This is a genomic window from Mycobacterium sp. IS-1590 (genome assembly GCF_001500025.1).
Lineage (GTDB): Bacteria > Actinomycetota > Actinomycetes > Mycobacteriales > Mycobacteriaceae > Mycobacterium.
The window spans coordinates 39909-59179 of record NZ_LQIW01000017.1; the positions used below are offsets into that span (position 1 = coordinate 39909).

General features: G+C 67.6%; 20 protein-coding genes and 1 tRNA gene. 3 read left to right on the forward strand and 18 right to left on the reverse strand.

Features of this window, described 5'->3' with window-relative positions:
* Positions 1-4: 4 nt before the first annotated feature.
* Positions 5-1534 (reverse strand): flavin-containing monooxygenase, encoded by a 1530-nt coding sequence (locus AU197_RS13370; protein WP_082696659.1) that lies wholly within the window; start codon positions 1532-1534, stop codon positions 5-7.
* Between the two features lie 136 nt (positions 1535-1670).
* On the reverse strand, positions 1671-1991 hold the full coding sequence (locus AU197_RS13375) for a hypothetical protein (RefSeq protein WP_064403186.1): 321 nt from the start codon (positions 1989-1991) through the stop codon (positions 1671-1673).
* 259 nt (positions 1992-2250) lie between these two features.
* Between AU197_RS13375 and AU197_RS26285 the strand changes: the two genes are divergently transcribed.
* Positions 2251-2574 carry a hypothetical protein gene (locus AU197_RS26285; protein ID WP_064403187.1) on the forward strand — a complete coding sequence of 108 codons (324 nt, stop codon included), beginning with the start codon at positions 2251-2253 and terminating at the stop codon, positions 2572-2574.
* A 261-nt stretch (positions 2575-2835) separates the two neighbouring features.
* Positions 2836-3522 (forward strand): sensor domain-containing protein, encoded by a 687-nt coding sequence (locus AU197_RS13385; protein ID WP_064403188.1) that lies wholly within the window; start codon positions 2836-2838, stop codon positions 3520-3522.
* A gap of 13 nt (positions 3523-3535) precedes the next feature.
* On the opposite strand, the gene AU197_RS13390 is transcribed toward AU197_RS13385, so the two are convergent.
* The 12 genes from AU197_RS13390 to AU197_RS13445 form a co-directional block, all read right to left on the reverse strand.
* Positions 3536-4015, reverse strand: a complete 480-nt coding sequence (locus AU197_RS13390; protein WP_064403189.1) for an LppA family lipoprotein — start codon at positions 4013-4015, stop codon at positions 3536-3538.
* An 82-nt stretch (positions 4016-4097) separates the two neighbouring features.
* Entirely contained in the window at positions 4098-5912 is a 1815-nt protein-coding gene (locus tag AU197_RS13395; protein ID WP_064403190.1) for an alpha/beta hydrolase, read from the reverse strand.
* Entirely contained in the window at positions 5912-6211 is a 300-nt protein-coding gene (locus tag AU197_RS13400) for a WXG100 family type VII secretion target (protein WP_064403191.1), read from the reverse strand. Before AU197_RS13400 ends, AU197_RS13395 begins: the two co-directional genes overlap by 1 nt.
* A 203-nt stretch (positions 6212-6414) precedes the next feature.
* Positions 6415-6488 (reverse strand) — tRNA-Pro (locus AU197_RS13405).
* Positions 6489-6589: 101 nt separating this feature from the next.
* Positions 6590-7501: a sulfite exporter TauE/SafE family protein gene (locus AU197_RS13410; RefSeq protein WP_064403192.1), complete on the reverse strand. Its 912-nt coding sequence runs from the start codon at positions 7499-7501 to the stop codon at positions 6590-6592.
* Between the two features lie 224 nt (positions 7502-7725).
* Positions 7726-8493: a sulfite exporter TauE/SafE family protein gene (locus tag AU197_RS13415; RefSeq protein ID WP_502687879.1), complete on the reverse strand. Its 768-nt coding sequence runs from the start codon at positions 8491-8493 to the stop codon at positions 7726-7728.
* Positions 8494-8574: 81 nt separating this feature from the next.
* Entirely contained in the window at positions 8575-9978 is a 1404-nt protein-coding gene (gene der, locus AU197_RS13420) for a ribosome biogenesis GTPase Der (protein WP_064403194.1), read from the reverse strand.
* Positions 9975-10658 (reverse strand): (d)CMP kinase, encoded by a 684-nt coding sequence (gene cmk / locus AU197_RS13425; RefSeq protein WP_064403195.1) that lies wholly within the window; start codon positions 10656-10658, stop codon positions 9975-9977. Before cmk ends, der begins: the two co-directional genes overlap by 4 nt.
* Positions 10655-11398, reverse strand: a complete 744-nt coding sequence (locus AU197_RS13430; protein ID WP_064403196.1) for a pseudouridine synthase — start codon at positions 11396-11398, stop codon at positions 10655-10657. The genes cmk and AU197_RS13430 overlap by 4 nt, the downstream gene beginning before the upstream one ends.
* Positions 11391-12137 carry an SMC-Scp complex subunit ScpB gene (gene scpB, locus AU197_RS13435; protein ID WP_082696661.1) on the reverse strand — a complete coding sequence of 249 codons (747 nt, stop codon included), beginning with the start codon at positions 12135-12137 and terminating at the stop codon, positions 11391-11393. The genes AU197_RS13430 and scpB overlap by 8 nt, the downstream gene beginning before the upstream one ends.
* Complete coding sequence (locus AU197_RS13440) at positions 12130-12966, reverse strand: segregation/condensation protein A (RefSeq protein ID WP_197415535.1); 837 nt, start codon at positions 12964-12966, stop codon at positions 12130-12132. The genes scpB and AU197_RS13440 overlap by 8 nt, the downstream gene beginning before the upstream one ends.
* A gap of 8 nt (positions 12967-12974) precedes the next feature.
* Entirely contained in the window at positions 12975-13835 is an 861-nt protein-coding gene (locus AU197_RS13445; protein ID WP_064403198.1) for a ParA family protein, read from the reverse strand.
* A 138-nt stretch (positions 13836-13973) separates the two neighbouring features.
* Here AU197_RS13445 and AU197_RS13450 point away from each other — a divergent pair, with 138 nt between their 5' ends.
* Positions 13974-14732: an O-methyltransferase gene (locus tag AU197_RS13450; protein WP_064403199.1), complete on the forward strand. Its 759-nt coding sequence runs from the start codon at positions 13974-13976 to the stop codon at positions 14730-14732.
* 75 nt (positions 14733-14807) lie between these two features.
* Here AU197_RS13450 and xerD read toward each other — a convergent pair whose 3' ends face one another.
* The 4 genes from xerD to AU197_RS13470 all read right to left on the reverse strand — a co-directional run bounded on the left by xerD (position 14808) and on the right by AU197_RS13470 (position 19263).
* Entirely contained in the window at positions 14808-15755 is a 948-nt protein-coding gene (gene xerD, locus AU197_RS13455) for a site-specific tyrosine recombinase XerD (protein WP_064403200.1), read from the reverse strand.
* Positions 15752-16372: an NUDIX domain-containing protein gene (locus tag AU197_RS13460; protein ID WP_064403201.1), complete on the reverse strand. Its 621-nt coding sequence runs from the start codon at positions 16370-16372 to the stop codon at positions 15752-15754. Before AU197_RS13460 ends, xerD begins: the two co-directional genes overlap by 4 nt.
* Entirely contained in the window at positions 16365-18128 is a 1764-nt protein-coding gene (gene pyrG / locus AU197_RS13465; protein WP_064403202.1) for a CTP synthase, read from the reverse strand. Before pyrG ends, AU197_RS13460 begins: the two co-directional genes overlap by 8 nt.
* Positions 18129-18324: 196 nt before the next feature.
* Positions 18325-19263 (reverse strand): copper transporter, encoded by a 939-nt coding sequence (locus AU197_RS13470; RefSeq protein WP_064403203.1) that lies wholly within the window; start codon positions 19261-19263, stop codon positions 18325-18327.
* Positions 19264-19271: the final 8 nt, after the last annotated feature.

Below are 19271 nucleotides of genomic sequence, written 5' to 3' on the forward strand. Positions count from 1 at the left end.
GAGTTCAGGATGCCCCGGCCGGTCGCGGCTCGGCTTGAGTAGTACTACGTGACGCGGGCGCCCCGAACAACGCGTAGTAGGCGCGTTCGCGGTCTGTCAGAGCAGGCGAGGTGATCGCGCCGAACGCCGCGGCGTCACGGGCGAACCGCGCAGGCGCATCCTCCAACGCGTCGGGACCCTCGAGGCGGAAGCAGCTCGGGGCAAGCGGGCCGAACAACAGGGCGCGCTGGAGCTCGGGCCAGTTCTGGATCACCGGTTCGACGCCTGCGGCCCGGGCGAAGGTCAACGCCACGAGATTCATCCGCGTCTTCTGAGGCAGGCCACGGCGCAACCGGTACACCTGGATCGCACTTCGTTGGCCGGCAGCACTCGGAGCCGGGATCGTGCCGCCCCACGTGTAGGCGATCCAGCGGGCCTGCAACTCCAGCGGCACGAAGTACCCGCCGGACTGATCCCACATCCCCATGAACGCCAAACCGGGCAGGTCGGGATGGAAGGTGTGGCGATCGGTGTCGAAGTGAACGTCGTCTGTATCGAGGGCTGCGTGGATCTCGTTGTGCAGGAACGGCATCGAGAGACCGAAACCGGTGCCGAGCAGGATGCCGTCGAACTGCTCGGCATGCCCGTCGGCGAACGTCACCGTCGCACCGGCCACCGACCTCATCCACGGGCGCACCTCGATCCGGCCCTCCCCCACCAGCGGCAGGTAATGCTGGCTCAGCGTGACGCCTGCGGAGACCAGTGAGGCATCGGGTGCCGGTGCGCCATACTGCTGCGGCATTCCCCCGGCTTCGACGACGATCTCCTTGAGCTGACGGTCGACCTCGGCGAAAGGCAGATGCTCGTCGGCCAGCGCCAGGTACCGGGTGAAGATTCGGTGGTCGGACGGCACACCCGCGGCGAACTTCGGTAGCACGTAGCGCTGACGGCGCTGGGTGACCACAACGCGCGCGGCTCCGCGCTGGGCCAGTTCGGCGGCGATCTCCAACGCGCTGACAGCGCATCCGGCCACCAGGACACGCTTGTCGCAGTAGGGTGCCGGATCCCGGTAGCCGAAGGTCGGTACGGCGCCAAGTGGACCGGTGAAGCCGTCCAACCCGTCGACAGCCGGAACGAGGGGTGACTGGAACCGCCCGGTGGCCACGACGACGCGCTCGTAGCTTTCCTCACCGCCCGCGCTGCCGACCAGCCACCGACCGACGTCGCGGCGGATGCCGGCCACCGGCGTGAGGAACCGGATTCGTCGTGACAGATCGAACATCTCGGCGTACCGGTGGAGGTAACGAAGGATCTCGACCGCGGGTGGAAAGACGGGACCCGCCCCGGGATCGAGGTCGCTGAACGCGGTGAGGACGCGACTTGTGTTGGTGTGCATGGTCGGCCACACGCCGCTGCGGCCTTGCTCCCCGGTCCACTGACCGCCCAAGGCGGCGCCGCGCTCGTAGATCGTCGGCTCGAATCCCTGAGCAATGAGCCAGCGTGCTGCGACGAGCCCGCCGGGGCCCGCACCGATGACCGCTACGTCACCGGCCACTTGGCTTTCCCGGCGGAAGCGTGCCGCCACAATTCGGCATGCGGCGAATGTACTGCGGATCTTCCTCCGGCCACGCCGATCGCGTACTGAATCGGCCCGCCACCGTGAGGTGACGGGCCGATTGTGGGGAGGGGTTTCACGGCAGCCGGGTGAGCACCGGCAGCTTGCCGGCGGGCAACGCCGGGCGCACGTTGATTGGATTGCGCTGAGGCGCAGTGGTGATGACGATCTTGCCGCCGCGGCAGGAGACGATCTTGCCGTCGACGAAGACGTCCTGCCCATCGTCGATCGGGATGTCGTAGCCGTCCGCGTCGGTGTAGGTGCATCCGCCGCTGCCGGGCGTGGGTTCGTTGTCGACGGCGAAAGCGGTCGCCGGGGCGAAGACGAAGACGGCCAGGGCGCCGACGAGCGTGGCGGCGTACTGGAGTCGGGTCCGTCGAGCGTGTGTGGTGGTCATGTCGGGTCCTCTCGGGGGTGGTGCGGGGTGTTGAGAGAAATGATTGCGAGTTGGCGGGGGGCTCCGTAATCGCCGCGAGGTCAGATTCCGTCCGTGTGTGGGGAGGTTTTTCTGTCTGTGGGGTAAGGCCGGAAGCACCGACTGCTTGCGCTCGAAACTATCTGTCGAACGAAGCGCGATGACCGCGTCGTGAGTTGCGTGACAGCGAATCTGCGTGGGTATACGAGGCGAAAATGTCCACCTGCGAAAGGCGACAACGATGGCAGAGCCCGAGTCCGGCCAGTGGAACGTCGCGGCCAAGGAGAACAGGGTTTACCTCGAGCGGGCCAACGATGATGGCGAGTTGTTGTTCGGTGACTCTCTCGAGCCGCATGAAGCGCGCCAGCTGGCGCGGGCGCTGACGAAATTCGCAGACAAGCTGGACGACTCCCCCCGATCCAGCGATGAGGACGACGACGAGGACTCCGACGACAACGATAAGGAGTCCGACAACTCCGACGAAGAAGACGACGACGGGGACGAGGACTCCGACGACGAGGACGACGACGACGAAGACCAGGACGACGACAAAAAGTCCGACTGAGCTTGCCCAGCGGCTGGTGAATTCCGCTCTCGCACAACGGGTGCGGTGCGGTCCCCCAGCCTGCGTCGTTCTCCGGTCGCGCTCCGGCGCTGCATGCGACGCATCAATCGTTATCAGAAGCAGCGCCCATCGTTATCAGAAACACCGCGGTGCCTCGCTCAGTAGGCGGCCGACCTGCTGCACCATTGCTGCACGCGCCGCGATCCTGGGGGGAACGCCGCGCGCTGATCGGTTGGAGACGGCTGCCATGGGGAGGAACACATGCGCCAACCAGTGACGGCATTCGGTGCCGCGATGGTCTGTCTTCTCGTCGCTGGGTGTGCCAGCTCGGTCGGCAATGCGGTCACGTCCACGCCCACCCGCACATTGATTCCGCGGCCTCTCGTGGAGCGCGAGTTGGACGAACTGCTGCTGAATCCTGCTGAGTTGAACGCCGCGATGGGCTCGCAGACCCTGGAGGTCACGAGCGCTCAGAGTTCGATGTCGGACAACAGCGCCACGATGGAACCGCAGGAATGCCTCGGCATCGACGGGGCGGCGGAGGCGCCGGTCTACGCCGACAGTGGGTTCCAAGCGTCGCGGGACCAGAGCCTCAACGATGGCGATAAGTTCGCGCACTACGTGAAGCAGGCCGTCGTGTTGTATCCGCTCGTGAAAAAGGCGCAGGGTTTTCTCGATGCGTCCGCGCAGCGGTGGCCGGCCTGCCACGAGTACACCCACCTGCAGAGCGGGACCAAGTGGACGGTCGGGCCGATTACCCACGCCGACGACGTGCTGAGCACCGTCGCGACGCTCCAGGAAGCCGCCGCACCGGGATGGGCGTGCGGACACGCGATCGCGCTGGCGAACAACGTCATCATCGACGTGAACACCTGCAGCGCCAACCCCGGCGACTCGGCTGTGCGGATCGCCAAACAGATCGCGGAGAAGGTGGCTGCTCGCTGGTGAGTGCGTCTCGGGTTTAGGTGGCCGTCCGCTTCTCTTCGGGCAGTCGGCAACCGGTGAAGCCGGAGATCACCAGGTTGCCCTTGTAGGCGACCTTGACAGACAGGCCCGCCGGGCCGGTGAACCACACGTCGTGATGTCCCGGGCTGTCCTGCATGACTTGTTCATCGGTGGCGCCGAGCCGTGCCGCCGACTGCCGCGCGGTTTGCAGTACCGCCGCCCACTGGGCGTCCGAGAGCTGGGCGGAGGCGACGGCATCGGGCAGGAACAGACGCTTGCCATCGGTGTTCTGCAACGGTCCCTCGCAATTACCCCGGGTCTCACCGTGCAGGGACTGCCAGCTGAGGCCCGGCTGCTGCGCGGACGCGGCCGCCTTGATCTCGTCGATGACGGCCTGCACTTGGGCTTGGGTTTCCTCCAGGGACGGCAACGCGTTGAGTTGGTCGCGCGTCTCGACGGACGAGGTCTGCGAGGGGGCGGGATCTCGGTCTGACACGTCGCATCCTGTCGCTAGTAGTAGAAGGCCCGTCGCCACCACGCTGATGCCAGCGCCCAAGGATCGGTGCATCTCGTCCGCCTCACTTCTGCCGGATGGCGTCGTCTTGTAGGCCCGCGACCACCGCGGCGATGTTGTAGTTGGTCGTGCGTGGCGTCCCGTCGTCGCCGAATCGGGGGTACTCGCTGTGACCTTGTGCCGCACCGAGGCTGAACGTCCCGCCGCTGCCGTCGGGGACGCTCACCGCACCGGTTTCGAGGTGTGTGAAGTTCGGATTGGCGGCCGGGTCCGGACCGAACTGCCCGGCACCGGTGAGTTCCATTGTCCGAAGCGTTGATTCGGCGAGGGTCTCGAACGGCTCGGGTAGCAGCGGCGTGGCCGCGTGCAGCCAGGGCGCGTCGAAGACATGCCGAATGGGGTCGTCCGGCGCCTGCATGGTGAAGACGTGGCCGTCGGGGAGCTGCAGCTCACCGGGAGTGGTCGCCATGATGCCCGGCGAACCGTAGAAGATCGCATCGGTCACGCCGTGGTCACCGGGCTCTTGCAGCGCGAGTCCGGTGGTCAACGACCCGTACGAGTGGCCGATCGCGGTCAGTTGGGCCGGCACGCCCTCGTGGCTGGCGGTGAGGCCGTCGTAGAAACCGGCGAGATCCTTGGCACCGGCCTGTGCGAGCTGGCCGTGGCTGACGTCCCAGGCGCCGGTCAGCGATGCGCCCGTGTCGTCGAATCCGGGGATCTGCGGGGTGTCGTAACCGATCCAGGCGATCGTCGACACCGAATCGAGTTCGTGACCCGGTGACAGGCTGAGCTGTCGGTAGGTTTCCCGTTGGAGGTTGACCGCCTCTTCCGTCATCCCGACCAGGCTGTCGCGCACGGTCGTGTTGAGTCCGGGCGCGGTCACCGCGACCTTGTCGGCGGTATCCGGGTCGCCGATGGCCACCGCGGCGTGAACCATCTCGCCGGACTTGGTGTCGAGCAGGAGCAGTTTGCGGCCGGGTTCCTCGATCGCCCGGTCGACGGCGGCCAGATCCGGGAGCGCGTCGGCGCCGGCTCGCGCCGCGTCGTACCGGCGTTGCCACGCTTCGTATTTCAGCCGTTCGTCGAAGATCGCGCCCGGTTTGTTCGGTGGCGGGATGTTCTGTCCAGCCGCCCAGTCCGGGTGTTCGTTGCGCAGTGTGTCGGCGGTGGTCTGCGCCGACTGGGCTTGTTTCAGCTCATCGGCGAGCGCCAGCCGATTGAAGTAGTCGCGGTCGACAGCGGGCATCCCGTCGCGGTTGCCGATCGTGTGGTCGCGCCGGTACAGCAGGTCTTTCTGCTCGGGGGTGAGCCGCTGCCAGAAGTCGTGGAACTGCTTTGGATCGTCCGGCAACGGTGTCGACAGCGGATCGGGGATCGGAGGACGGTCGGCCGGTGCTTCACCGGCGGTGGTGATGGCGCGGGCCAGGTCGGAGTCCGCCGTTTCGGCCGCGGTCAGCAACTCGGTGACCCGGACTTCGAGGTCGGCTTGCTGTAGTGCGTAGATCGGGTCGCCGACCATGTCCGGATGCAACGGCGTCACCTCGCCGGTGGACGTGTCGATCGCGAAACCGAGGCGTTGCGCATCGTCCTTGAGTCGTTGCAGGCCGGCCTTGATCCGCTCGATCTCGTCGGCGGCCTCTCCGGTGGCCGACGACAGGCGCGCCATCTCCAGGCCGTGGCCGGCGAGAAACGCCGAGAGTTTGTCCAGCGAGGCTCGCGCCGCATCGCCGCCGGATCCCTGCCAGGCGGCGACCATGGGCAACTTGGTCAACCCGGATCGGACCTCATTGGCGCTTGCGCCGCGCTTGGCCAGCGCCGATGACACTTCTCGTACCGCGCCCGCATCCCAACGTTCGACGTCGGCGAGGGTCAGCGTCATCAGAGTTGGTCGTTGAGCGCCGCCGCGCCCTCCGCATCGCGGATCTGATACTCGGAGGCGGCCGATCGGAACGCTGCGCCGTGCGCGGCGATGTCGCCCGCCATCGTTTCGGTGGCCTCGTGCCACTCCGCGAACTTCGCCTGCAGGGCCGATGCCGAGGCGCCGACCCAGCCGACTTGAGCCGCCTCGATCGCGCTGTTGGCGGCGCTGTGCGCGGCAAGCAGGTCCGAATGATGCATGTCCATGTGATCAGCGGACATGTGCAGATCGATCGGATCGACCTCGAGATCCTTCGGCATCGCACCCTCCGTTGCCGGGCCGCCGGCGGCGGTCTGTGTGAACGCAACTCTTCATCAAGGGTAAGTACGCGCGAGGCTGGCTCAGGCAGGAGGTTCGGTGTGGTCCCGCTGGGTGAGCCGATGCTGCGCCACGCCTTGGATCACAATGCGCGAATGCATCCGCTTGAGGGGGCATCACCCCAGGTCACAACGTGATTCGAAAGTCGGGCTGACAGGATTTGAACCTGCGACCACTTGACCCCCAGTCAAGTGCGCTACCAAACTGCGCCACAGCCCGCGGTGCCGCCGGGATCGCCGGCAGCAGGTCGAAATGCTACCGCAGGCTTGCCTTGCAATCCCAACCGCCACCCGGCGCGATCTCGCCGAGACCCGGTCCGCTCACCTGCCGACCGGGACGCTTGCCGCCTCGTCGGCGGCAAGCACCTGCTCCACCGACCGACGGTACCGCCAAGCCACGTAAAGCGCTGCGGCCCATGCGATGACGATCAACGTGTAAACGCCCGTCGACCACGGCCATTCGATACCGAAGTAGTGCACCAGCTTCTGGCTGTTGGTCAGCACGATGACACCGCCCACGGCGGTCCCCAACAATGCGGGGCGGATCCGGCTGACCAGCCACGCCGCGAACGGGGCGGCGATCACCCCACCCGCCGCGAGACCGAGTACCACCGGCAGGTTCTCGACGAACTCCTCGCGCAGCCCGATACCGAAACCGACCGACGCCGACGCCGCCACCAGGAACTCCGAGGCACTGACCGATCCGATCACCGTGCGCGGCGCCGTCTTACCGCGGGACAGCAGCGTGCTCGTCGTCACCGGACCCCAGCCGCCGCCTCCGGACGCGTCGATGAACCCGCCGAACAATCCGAGCGGGCTGAGGAACCTCGCCGTATGCGGTGTCTCGCCGTGCCGCATCACCGGAGGGTTGCGCAGCGAAAATCGCAGCACCACATAGACGCCGATCGCGACCAGGATCCCCGCCATCAGCGGGGCGGCGTGCTCGGTTGACAGCGAGGACAACACGGTCGCACCGGCGAACGCGCCGATCGCGCCGGGCACGCCCAGTTTCAGCACGATCGACCAGTCGAGGTTCTTGAACCGCCAGTGCGACAGACCCGAAGCCAGCGTCGTGCCGACCTCGGCCAGATGCACCGCCGCGCTCGCCTGGGCCGCGCCGAGACCGCTGAGCACCAGCAGCGTCGAGGCGGTCACGCCGAAAGCCATGCCCAACGCGCCGTCCACCAGCTGCGCTCCGACACCGACGAGCGTGAATATCAGAAGCGAACGCATACGTTCGACTGCTTTCGAAAGTGGTCAGCGCGGTAGGCGCGACCGGACGGACGGGTGGGCGCGAATCAGATGCGCTCGCGACACCACTCGTCGAAGGCGATGACCCGCCGTGACGGCCAGAACGGCTCAAGGGCGCAGAGGGTCGACGGCGCGGTGCGGAATCGGCGCTCGGCCACGCGGCTCCCCTCTCGTCAGACGGCTTCGCGTAACCATACCGAAGTCGTCTAGACAGTCAGCAACCGATACAGGCCGATGATTCCCACCACGACGATGACCGCCCTCAACGCGTTGGGCGAAAGACGACGACCGTAGCGCGCCCCGAGGAATCCGCCGACCAACGAACCGGCCGCGATCAGGCCCGCCGCCACCCAGCTGATCCGGTCGAACGCCACCATCGTGTACGCCACCGCGGCCACCACGTTGACCACCAACGACAGCAGGTTCTTGGCGGCGTTCATGCGCTGCATGTCCTCGGGGAGCAACGCGCCCATCGCCGCGATCAGCAGGATCCCCTGGGCCGCGGTGAAGTAGCCCCCGTAGATCCCGACCGCGAACGTCGCGAAGACGACGGCAGCCATCCGGGCCCCCGACACGTGCTCGGCGGACTGCCCGGCCGCTTCGGCGCGGGCCCGCGCATACGCCTGAATCCGCGGACCGACCAGGACCAGCACCAGCGCAGCGATCAGAAGCACGGGCACAACCTGCTCGAACACCGTCTCCGGTAGGTGCAGCAACAGCCACGCGCCGAGCACCGCGCCGGCGAACGAGGCCGGGATCTGCCACCGAAGCCGGTCCCACTGCCCCCGCAGTTCGCGTCGATACCCCCACGTGCCCGACACACCGCCGGCCACCAGCCCGATCGCGTTCGACATGGTCGCCGTCACCGGCGGATAGCCCAATGTCACGAGGGTCGGAAACGTGATCAAGGTGCCGGAGCCGACGAGCGTGTTGATCGCGCCCGCTCCCAGGCCCGCCAACGCGATCAGGATCATGTCGACGACGGGCACTTGGGCAAGGCTAATCGTCGATTCGTGGAGCGGCAGCGGCGCCTACCGCCGGTGCGACTCCACAGATCACCGGGAGCGGGATCCCCGCTTCTCGCGCATCCGCACGTTGATCCGGATCGGGCTGCCCTCGAAACCGAACGTCTCACGCAACCGTCGCTCCAGGAAACGCCGGTACCCCGCTTCCAAGAAACCGGTGGTGAACAGCACGAACGTCGGCGGACGCGCGGTCGCCTGGGTGGCGAACAGGATCCGCGGTTGCTTACCGCCGCGCACCGGCGGCGGATGCGCTGCCACTACTTCCTTGAAGAACGTGTTCAACCGGCCCGTCGGGACGCGGGTGTCCCACGACTCGAGCGACCTCTCCAGCGCGGGCACCAGCTTCTGCACCGCGCGGCCCGTCTTGGCCGAGATGTTCACCCGCGGCGCCCACTGCAGCTGCACGAGCTCGCGGTCGATCTCGCGGTCCAGCAGGTAACGCCGATCTTCGTCGACCAGGTCCCACTTGTTGAACGCCAGCACCAGCGCCCGGCCCGCCTCGACCACCATCGACAGCACACGCTGATCCTGCTCGGTCAGCGGTTGAGACGCGTCGATCAACACGATCGCCACCTCGGCCGCGTCGATCGCGCCGTGCGTGCGCACCGACGCGTAGAACTCGTGCCCGCTCGCCTGTCCGACCTTGCGCCGCAGACCCGCGGTGTCGACGAACCGCCACAGCTTGCCGTCCATCTCGATCAGCGAGTCGACCGGATCGACGGTGGTGCCCGCGACGTCGTGGACGACGGAGCGCTGATCGCCCGCCAGCCGGTTCAGCAGCGAGCTCTTGCCCACGTTCGGCTTGCCCACCAGTGCGACCCGGCGCGGTCCTCCCCCGCCGCTCGACATCTCCGACACCGTGGGCAGCGCGTCGATCACGGTGTCCAGCAGGTCGGCCACGCCGCGGCCGTGTATGGCGCTGATCGGGTGCGGCTCCCCCAGCCCCAGCGACCACAGCATCGCGGCGTCGGCCTCCCCGCGCTCGCTGTCGACCTTGTTGGCCGCCAGGAACACCGGTTTACCGGAGCGCTGCAGCAGTTTCGCCGCCGCCTCGTCCGCGCTCGTCGCACCGACCACCGCGTCCACGACGAAGATGATCGCGTCGGCGGTGCGCATCGCCACCGACGCCTGTTCGGCCACCAGCTGCTGCAGACCTTTCGCGTCGGGCTCCCAGCCGCCGGTGTCCTGCAGAATGAACCTGCGGCCCAACCACAAAGCGTCATAGGACACCCGGTCGCGGGTCACCCCGGGCACGTCCTGCACGACGGCCTCGCGCCGGCCCAGAATGCGATTCACCAACGTCGACTTTCCGACGTTCGGGCGTCCTACGACGGCGACGACCGGCGGTGCTGCCGCGGCCTCCTCGATGGCCTCAGCGAAGCCTTCTGGTATCTCCCAATCGCTTTCGTCGACCCAGGTTCCGTCCTCGCTCATCGCTGCGCTCCCGCCCGCTCCTGCACGAGGCGCGTCAGATGCTCAATCACCTCGGGCTGCGTCATCGCACTGGTGTCGACGACGACGGCGTCGTCGGCCGGCCGCAACGGCGACACCGCCCGCGTGGAGTCGAGGTGGTCGCGCCGTTTGACGTCGGCCAGCACCGCCTCGTAATCGTCGCCCAGACCGGTCGACTTGTTCTGGTCGTTGCGGCGACGCGCACGCTCTTCGGCCGACGCCGTCAAAAAGATCTTGAGATCGGCGTCGGGCAGCACCACCGTCCCGATGTCGCGGCCCTCCACGACGACGCTGTCCTGCCCGGAGGCCAGCTTGCGCTGCAGGTCGACGAGCCGGGTGCGCACGGCCGGCACCGCCGAGACCGCCGAAACCGCCGTAGTGACCGCGGCGCCGCGAATCTCGGCCGAAACGTCCTCTCCATCAAGGTAAGAGCGGTCTTGGTCGGGGTCGTATCCGACCGCGAGTTCGGCCTCCGACGCCGCCGCCGCGACGGCTTCGGTATCGGTCAGCTCGACACCGGCGCGCAGCACGGCCAGGGTGACGATCCGGTACATGGCCCCGGTATCCAGGTATCGGGCGTTCAGCTCACGCGCCAAACCCCTTGACACCGTTGACTTCCCAGTTCCCGCAGGGCCATCGACGGCGATGACCAGTGACGTCACAGGCCGACCGCCTTGTACAACTCGCCGAGCTCTTTCTGCGTCAGCACCCGGATGCTGCCCGGACGCTGATCCCCCAGCGTGACGGTGCCGATGTCGGTTCGTACCAGTTCCTGCACAGGATGGCCGACCGCCGCGAGCATCCGACGCACGATCCGCTTGCGGCCTTCGTGCAGGGTGACCCGCACCAGCGTCTTGCCTGGAACCTTGTCGACGACCGCGAAATCGTCGACCCGCGCCGGCCCGTCGTCGAGTTCGACGCCGTTGCGCAGTTCACGGCCGACACCGCGTGGCACCGCCCCCAGGACGGTGGCCAGGTAGGTCTTGGGCACCTCGAACGAGGGGTGCATCAGCCGGTGGGCCAGCTCCCCGTCGTTGGTCAACAGCATCAACCCCTCGGTGTCGGCGTCGAGTCGGCCGACGTGAAACAGCTTCTTGTTCCCGCGAACCCGGTGCTCGACCAGGTCGCCGATGCACGGGCGGCCCCGGTCGTCGGACATCGTCGAATGCATGCCCCTGGGTTTGTTGATCGCCAGGTGCACCAGGGTGTCGTCGAGCGTCACCCGTGCCCCGTCGACCCGGATCACCGACACCTCGGGGTCGACGCGGGTGCCCAACTCGGTGACGACGCGGTCGTCGACCTCGACGCGACCGTCCCTGATCATCTTCTCGGCGACCCGGCGTGATGCAATTCCCGCCTGCGACAACACTTTCTGCAGTCGCACGCCCTCGGGTTCAGCCATGTACATCGGTGTCCACGTCGAACGACAGCGGCTGTTCGGGCGCCGGCGCGCCGCTGAGTTTCATGAAACGCGGGTCCTCGTCGAGGGTTTCGCTGAGGTCGTCGATCACGTCGACGTCGGGCAGCAGCGGAGCGATGTCGGGGAGGTCGGCCAGCGATGTCAGACCCAGCCGCTCGAGGAAGAGTTCGGTGGTGGCGAACGTCACCGCGCCGGTGTCGGGATCGGTGCCCGCTTCGGTGATCAGTCCTCGGGCGACCAGCGTGCGTATCACCGCATCGACGTTGACGCCGCGCACCGCGCTCACCCGGGCCCGGGTCACCGGCTGTCGATAGGCCACCACGGCCAACGTCTCCAGTGCCGCGCGCGTCAGCTTCGAGCGCGCCCCGTCGAGCAGCAGGCGTTCCACGTACGGGGCGTAGCGCGAGCGGGTGTACATCCGCCAGCCGCCCCCGGCCTCGCGCAGGTCGATACCGCTGTCACGGACGGTGTACTCCTGCGCCATCGCCTGCAGCTTGGCCGCGACGCGGTACGGCGGCTGCTCGATCGCCAGCGCGAGTTGTTCCACGCTTGCCGGGGTGTCGACCACCAACAGCAGTGCCTCGAGCACGGAACCGAGTTCACCGTCCTCCAGTTCGGGCGGTTCGGCGACGTCGATCCCGAGGTCGGTCGCTTCGGCCGCGACGCCCTCATCGAAGTCCGTCGCGACCTCGTCGAGGTTGTCGTGGTCTTGGCTATCCATACTGATCTTCTTCCACCGCCAGGTGTTGGTGTGTCGGCCGCTCACCGGTCCACGAAATCTGCAGCACTCCAAGCGCTTCAGGTTGTTCGAATGCTACCGCCCGGGCCCGGTACAGCTCGAGCAGCGCCAGGAACCGCCCGACGATCTCGATCGGCGCCTCACAGTCGGCGACCAGATCTCGGAAGGACGCCCACTGGCCGATCCCGCGCCTCTCCAGCAGTGCCATCAGGTTACCGATCTGCTCGGGCACCGACACCGCCGCGTGGTGCAGATGTTCGGTGCTCACGGTCGGCACCGGCCGCGGCGTGAACGCCGCCGCGGCGATCTGCGCGAAGTCCTGCGCGTCCACACCGATCATCACCTCGGGCAGCAGCTCGGAGTAGCGATCCTCCAGCGCGACCGCGCGCGGATAGCTACGCAGCGCCGCGGCCTCCAGTTCGGCGAACATCTCGGCGACGTGCTTGAACGCGCGGTATTGCAGCAGGCGGGCGAACAGCAGGTCACGCACTTCGAGCAGCGCGAGGTCCTCTTCGTCGTGCACTTCGCCGGCCGGCAGCAGCCGCGCCGCTTTCAGGTCGAGCAGTGTCGCGGCGATCACCAGGAACGCGGTGGTCTCGTCGAGTTCGAGCTGCGGGCCGATCGCCTTGGTGTAGGCGATGAAGTCGTCGGTGACCCGGTGCAACGCCACCTCCGTGACGTCGAGGCGGTGGGCGAAGATCAGCTGCAACAGCAGGTCGAACGGGCCCTCGAAATTGCTCAGCCGAACCTTGAAGCCCGACTGCGGAGCTTCGTCCGAATCCGGGGTCGTCGCGGCTTCGGTCTCCGTCACCGGGTCATTCACGCGCCAAACCGGTGGATGACCTCGCGAGCCAGAGATCGATACGATTGCGCCCCACCGGATTTCGGCGCCCATGTGGTGATCGGTTCACCGGCGACGCTGGTCTCTGGGAAGCGCACCGTGCGGGTGATGACGGTGTCGAACACGAGATCACCGAAACGCTCCACTACCCGGGCCATGACTTCGCGAGAGTTTACGGTGCGCGGGTCGTAGCGGGTGATCAGGATGCCGCTGATCGACAGTTTCGGGTTCAGCCGGTCGTGCACCTTGTCCACGGTGTCGGTGAGCAACGCCAGGCCGCGCAGCGAGAAGAACTCGCACTCGGTCGGGATGATCACACCGTCGCTGCACGCCAGGCCGTTGACGGTGAGCAGCCCGAGCGACGGCTGGCAGTCGATCAGGACGTAGTCGTAGCGGTCCAGCACCGGGTACAGCGCCCGCGCCAGCGACTGCTCTCGGCCGACCTCGTTCACCAGCTGGATCTCGGCGGCCGACAGGTCGATGTTGCTGGGCACCAGGTCGAGATTCTTGACCCGCGTGTGGATCAGCACGTCGTCGATCGACACCCGCGGTTCGACCAGCAGGTTGTGCACCGTGTGCTCGAGTTCGTAGTGCGGCACCCCCAGGCCCGCCGACAGCGCGCCCTGCGGGTCGAGGTCGACGAGCAGCACCCGGCGGCCGTACTCGGCGAGGCTGGCGCCGAGGTTGATGGTCGACGTGGTCTTGCCGACCCCGCCCTTCTGGTTGCACATCGCGATGACCTTGGCCGGACCGTGCGTGGTCTTCGGCGGCGGTTCGGGGATGTCCCGCGGTGGACGGCCGGTCAGGCCCACTTCCACCGCTGCCCCGTCGTCGCTCATACCAGGCCTTCGCTGGTCAGGCACTTCACGGGCATGGCGGACATCCGGGCAAGTTTAACGGCAGGAACGTGCCAGGTCAGCCAGACCCGCGGGCAAGTTGGGGGCCGATTGAGCCGCACCGCGTCATAGGCTGGCGGAATGGGCTTGAGGCAACGGATCCCGCTGCTGAGGTGGTCTTTTCTGCGGATGGCCATCGGTGTGCGCAACATCTCCACCACCGGTCAGGTCGGCGACGGGCGCGAGGCCGCCCTTCGCGACTATGTGGTGGCCAACGCGCGGCGCGGTGACATCGACGACGTCCTCGCCACCATCGACCGGTTCGCGTACGAGAAGTCCTTCCTGATCAATGTCGGCGACGAGAAGGGCGAGATTCTCGACGCCGCGGTGCGCCGCAGCAATCCGAGCCTGGTGCTCGAGCTCGGGACCTACTGCGGCTACGGGGCGCTGCGACTGGCCAGGGCGGCGCCGTCGGCGCGGATCTACTCGGTGGAACTCGCCGAGGCCAACGCCGAGATCGCCCGGGATGTCTGGGCGCACGCCGGCGTCGCGGACCGCATCACCTGTGTGGTCGGCACACTCGGCGACGGCGGGCGGACCCTCGACTTGCTGGCCTCCGAGCACGGGTTCGGCGCGGGCTCACTCGACATGGTGTTCATCGACCACGACAAGGCCGCCTACCTGTCCGATCTGCAGAGCATCCTCGACCGTGGCTGGCTGCACCGAGGCTCCGTCGTCGTCGCCGACAACGTGAAGATTCCCGGCGCGCCGAAGTACCGCGAGTACATGCGCCGACAGCAGGGCACGTTGTTCGACACCGTTGAGCACAAGACCCACGCGGAGTATCAGTCGCTGCTGGCCGACCTGCTCCTCGAGTCCGAGTATCTGGGCGGCCGGTGACTGTCTTCATGCCTTAACGGGTGGATTGCACGCAGCCGGTACGTGCGATCCACCAGTTAACGCGCCATGCGGCGGCTAGCGCGCCCGCGGATGGGCACCGGCCCAGACCTCGCGCAAAGCGTTGACGGTGACCATGGTGTAGATCTGCGTGGTCGTCACCGAGGCGTGGCCGAGCAACTCCTGCACGACACGGACGTCGGCGCCGCCGTCGAGCAGATGCGTGGCGAACGAGTGCCGCAGCACGTGGGGCGACACCGCCGAGGTGATCCCGGCCCGCTCGGCCGCGTCCTGCAGCACCTGCCATGCGCTCTGCCGCGACAGCCGCCCACCGCGGGCGTTCAGGAAGATCGCCGGCGTGCCCCGTCCGCGGCGCGCAAGATCGGGACGCCCGCGCACGAAATAGGCGTCGAGCGCGGTCACCGCCGGCCGGCCGATCGGGACCAGCCGGTGCTTGCCGCCCTTGCCGCGCAGCAGCACCGAACGCGCGTGGGTGTCGACGTCGTCGATGTCGAGACCCACCGCCTCGGAGATGCGCGCCCCGGTCGAGTACAGCAGTTCCAGCAGCGCGCGGTTACGCAGCGTGAGTGGGCTGTCGGCGTCGCTGTCGCCGCCCGCCGCCTCGAGCAGGGCCAACACCTCGTCGAGCGAGAGGCTCTTGGGCAGCCGCCTGCTCGGGGTCGGCGGCTTGACCTGTGAGGCCACGTCCAGCTCGGTGAGCCCCTCGGCGGCAGCGAACCGGTGCAGGCCCCGTACCGCGATCAGCGCCCGCGCCGCCGAAACCGCCGACAGCGGGGCGGTTCCGGCCTCGGGATCCCCGCGGCGCAACGCGACCAGGAACTCACTGACGTCGGATTCGCTCACCTTGGTCAGGTCGTCGACGCTGCGCGCGGTCAGGTATTCGGTGTAGCGACGCAGGTCGCGGCGATAGGAACTCAAGGTGTTGGCGGCCGCGCCGCGTTCGATGGTCAGGTGGTCGAGATAGCCCCGGACCTGACCCTCGAGCGCGGACGTGAAAGTGGTCACGGGTGCCCCTGACGGCGACCGAAGGCGGTGGGCCGATCGGTCCACGCCGCGTCGACGTTCCTCAGCGCGGCGGGGTCCGTGACGGCGTGAGCGGCCAGAACCCCGCTCACCGCAATGGAATTCACGATCTCGCCGGCGAACACCATGCGCACCGCCTCGTCGAGCGCATACCACCGCAGCGTCAGGTCGGCTTCCTCGTCGTGCGCCTCGGGGCGTCCCACGTCGGTGAGCCCGGTGGCCAGATAGACCCGCACGCTCTCGTCGCTGAAGCCCGGCGCGGAGTCGAGGTCGACCAGCACGCGCCACTCGGTGGCCGTCAGCCCGGCCTCCTCCTCGAGTTCACGCGCGGCGGTGATGTGTGGCGGTTCGCCACCGAGATCGAGCAGCCCGGCGGGCAGTTCCCAGAGGCGCCGCCCCAGCGGATGGCGGTACTGGTAGACCATCGCGATGTTGCGGTCGTCATCCATCGCCAGCACCGCAACGGCGCCGTAGTGCTCGACGACCTCACGACGGGCGGTGTGGCCGCCGGGCATGCGCACCTCGTCGGCGCGCAACGCGAAGATCTTTCCGACGTAGAGGGTTTCGGAGGAGACCGTCTCGAAGTCGTGGTCAGCCACGGGTTGCGGGCTCTTGCAGCAGGGCCCCGACCTCGGTGCCGTGCTCGACGCCGTTGGACCGCTGCTCGGGGATGTCCATACCGGGCAGGCGCTCCTCGGCCTTGTAGTCGAGGGCCGCTCCGACGAACGCGACGAACAGCGGATGCGGGCGGGTCGGCCTGCTCTTGAGTTCGGGGTGCGCCTGGGTGCCCACGATGAAGCGGTGTGTCTCGCGCGGATACTCGACGAACTCGACGAGGTGACCGTCGGGCGACGTGCCCGAGAAGCGAAGTCCGCTCTCGGCGATGCGGTCACGGTACTGGTTGTTCACCTCGTAGCGGTGACGGTGCCGCTCCGACACTTCGGTGGCCTCGTAGGCCCGCGCCACGATCGAATCCGGTTCCAGCACAGCCGGATACGCGCCCAGACGCATGGTGCCGCCGAGGTCGGCGTCACCGGCGACGGCGTCGCGCTGATCGGCCATGGTGGAGATCACCGGATGCGGGGTCGCCGGGTCGAACTCCGCGGAGTTGGCCTCGGTGATGCCGACCGAACGGGCCGCCTCGATCACGATGCACTGCAGCCCGAGGCACAGCCCCAACACGGGCAGACCACGCTTGCGGGCGTACTGGATCGCGCCGATCTTGCCCTCGATACCACGGATGCCGAAGCCGCCGGGTATCAGCACGGCGTGCACGTCGGCCAGCGCCGCGGCGGCGTCGCCGTCGACCTCGCAGTCGTCGGAGGCCACCCAGCGCATCTCCACCTTCGCCCGGTGCGCGAACCCACCCGCTCGCAGCGCCTCGGCCACCGACAGATACGCATCCGACAGGTCGATGTACTTGCCCACCAGCGCGATTCGCACCGTCTCGTGCGGTTCATGTACCCGCTGAAGCAGATCGTTCCACTGCGTCCAGTCGACGTCGCGGAACGGCAGGTTCAGCCGGCGCACGACGTAGGCGTCGAGTTCCTCGCGGTGCAGCACCTTCGGGATGTCGTAGATCGACGGGGCGTCCGGGGTCGAGATGACGCCGTCGATGTCGACGTCACACATCAGCGCGATCTTGTTCTTCAACGGTTCGGGCACGTCCCGGTCGCAGCGCAGGATCAGCGCGTCCGGGGTGATACCGATGCTGCGCAGAGCGGCCACCGAATGCTGAGTCGGCTTGGTCTTCAGTTCACCCGACGGCGCCATGTAGGGCACCAGCGAGCAGTGCAGGAAGAAGCAGTTCTCCCGGCCCACCTCGTGGCGGACCTGGCGCGCCGCCTCCAGGAACGGCAGCGATTCGATGTCGCCGACCGTGCCGCCGATCTCGGTGATCACCACATCGGGGCGCCGGCCGTCGACGTCCGGCGCGGCCATCTCCAGGATTCGCGCCTTGATCTCGTCGGTGATGTGCGGGATCACCTGCACGGTGTCGCCGAGGTACTCGCCGCGGCGTTCCTTGGCGATGACGGTCGAATACACCTGTCCGGTGGTCACGTTCGCCGATCCCGACAGGTTGCGATCGAGGAAGCGCTCGTAGTGGCCCACGTCGAGATCGGTTTCGGCGCCGTCCTCGGTGACGAACACCTCACCGTGCTGGAACGGGTTCATCGTGCCGGGGTCGACGTTGAGGTACGGGTCGAGCTTCTGCATCGTCACCTGCAGGCCGCGCGCGGTCAGCAGCTGCCCGAGGCTCGAAGCGGTGAGTCCCTTGCCGAGTGAGGAGACGACGCCACCGGTGACGAAGAGGTGCTTGGTGGCCGTCTGCGGATGTTTGCGTAACGCTGGCAAGAACGACCTCCGTGACGACGGGCAGGGCTTGCGTTTCTAGGCTGATTCCTAGTTTGGGGCCTGCCGACCCACGGAACCCCACCTTAACACCGAGGGCGACACCGCGTCGGTGACGCGCCGAGGGCTGGAGCGTCGGTGACGCGCCGAGGGCTGGAACGTCGGTGACGCGCCGTCGTGGATTCCGCGGGCGCGGAGCTTACTGCGGCACGGTGACCGACGTCGCACCCTGACCGATGCCGTACTGGCCGGGCCCGCCACCGTTGGCCAGATCGCCCAGCGCCAGCACCGAGGTGATGCGGCCGGATTCGGTGCCCACGTCGTCGACCGTGCTCACAGCCGCTGTCAGCGCGGGATCCGAGCGAGTGACGGCGATCGCCGCGGTTCCCGATGCCGAGCCGTCGCGGCCCACCAGTACGGTGCCCGAACCGTGCGGGGCCAACCCGCCGGCGAATCGGGCGACGGTGGCGCCTCGGTTACCGGCGTCGTCGCCCAGCGGTCCACCGGTCACGATCACCGCGGTGTTCGCCGCACCCACCCGATCGGTGTAGGTGATGAAACCGGTGTCGCGCAGCGTGGCGAGCACCGTCTCACGTTGGGTGTCGTCGACGGTCTGCACCTTGGGGTCGCGGTTGATCAACAGCGCGATGCCCAGCAGGTCGCCGGCTTGGGAGCCCTGGTCCACCGACGTGGTGCTGAGCTGTCTGCCCGCAGGCACGATCGGCGAGTTGACGACCGACAACAGCTTCTCGGCGGCGTTGGCCTCGACGAACTGGGGTGTCAGCCCGACCGTTCCGCTGACCGTTCCCCCGGCCTGACCGACGAGCCGTGTCACCGCGTCGACGTCGTCGTCGGCGGCATCGGGAGTGCGAAACAGCACCACCGACTTGTCGACAAGTGTCTCCCGCAGAATGCGCGGTGACATCTGCGCATCGAATTCCCCTGCTGCGCTGAGCTTTTCATTGAGCGCATTGCGCTCGTCGGTCAGGGCGTTGATCCGCTCCTGCAGTTCGTGCTTGTCATCGCGCAGTCCCGACAGCACGGTGTTGGACAACAACCCCGACCCGAGCGCGACACCGATGGCGAGCGCGAGGAACACCGCTGCGAGCGAAATCGCGTGTGTGCGTAGCGATATCATCGTTCGCT

Bases quoted from the DNA above. Each gene is read 5' to 3' on its own strand.
- AU197_RS13445 (WP_064403198.1), bottom strand. From the start codon at position 13,835: ATGAGCGACGACGGGGCAGCGGTGGAAGTGGGCCTGACCGGCCGTCCA.
- AU197_RS13375 (WP_064403186.1), bottom strand. From the start codon at position 1,991: ATGACCACCACACACGCTCGACGGACCCGACTCCAGTACGCCGCCACG.
- der (WP_064403194.1), bottom strand. From the start codon at position 9,978: ATGAGCGAGGACGGAACCTGGGTCGACGAAAGCGATTGGGAGATACCA.
- scpB (WP_082696661.1), bottom strand. From the start codon at position 12,137: ATGGATAGCCAAGACCACGACAACCTCGACGAGGTCGCGACGGACTTC.
- AU197_RS13400 (WP_064403191.1), bottom strand. From the start codon at position 6,211: ATGCCGAAGGATCTCGAGGTCGATCCGATCGATCTGCACATGTCCGCT.
- AU197_RS26285 (WP_064403187.1), top strand. From the start codon at position 2,251: ATGGCAGAGCCCGAGTCCGGCCAGTGGAACGTCGCGGCCAAGGAGAAC.
- AU197_RS13395 (WP_064403190.1), bottom strand. From the start codon at position 5,912: ATGACGCTGACCCTCGCCGACGTCGAACGTTGGGATGCGGGCGCGGTA.
- AU197_RS13410 (WP_064403192.1), bottom strand. From the start codon at position 7,501: ATGCGTTCGCTTCTGATATTCACGCTCGTCGGTGTCGGAGCGCAGCTG.
- AU197_RS13415 (WP_502687879.1), bottom strand. From the start codon at position 8,493: ATGATCCTGATCGCGTTGGCGGGCCTGGGAGCGGGCGCGATCAACACG.
- AU197_RS13450 (WP_064403199.1), top strand. From the start codon at position 13,974: ATGGGCTTGAGGCAACGGATCCCGCTGCTGAGGTGGTCTTTTCTGCGG.
- AU197_RS13470 (WP_064403203.1), bottom strand. From the start codon at position 19,263: ATGATATCGCTACGCACACACGCGATTTCGCTCGCAGCGGTGTTCCTC.
- AU197_RS13385 (WP_064403188.1), top strand. From the start codon at position 2,836: ATGCGCCAACCAGTGACGGCATTCGGTGCCGCGATGGTCTGTCTTCTC.
- AU197_RS13430 (WP_064403196.1), bottom strand. From the start codon at position 11,398: ATGGCTGAACCCGAGGGCGTGCGACTGCAGAAAGTGTTGTCGCAGGCG.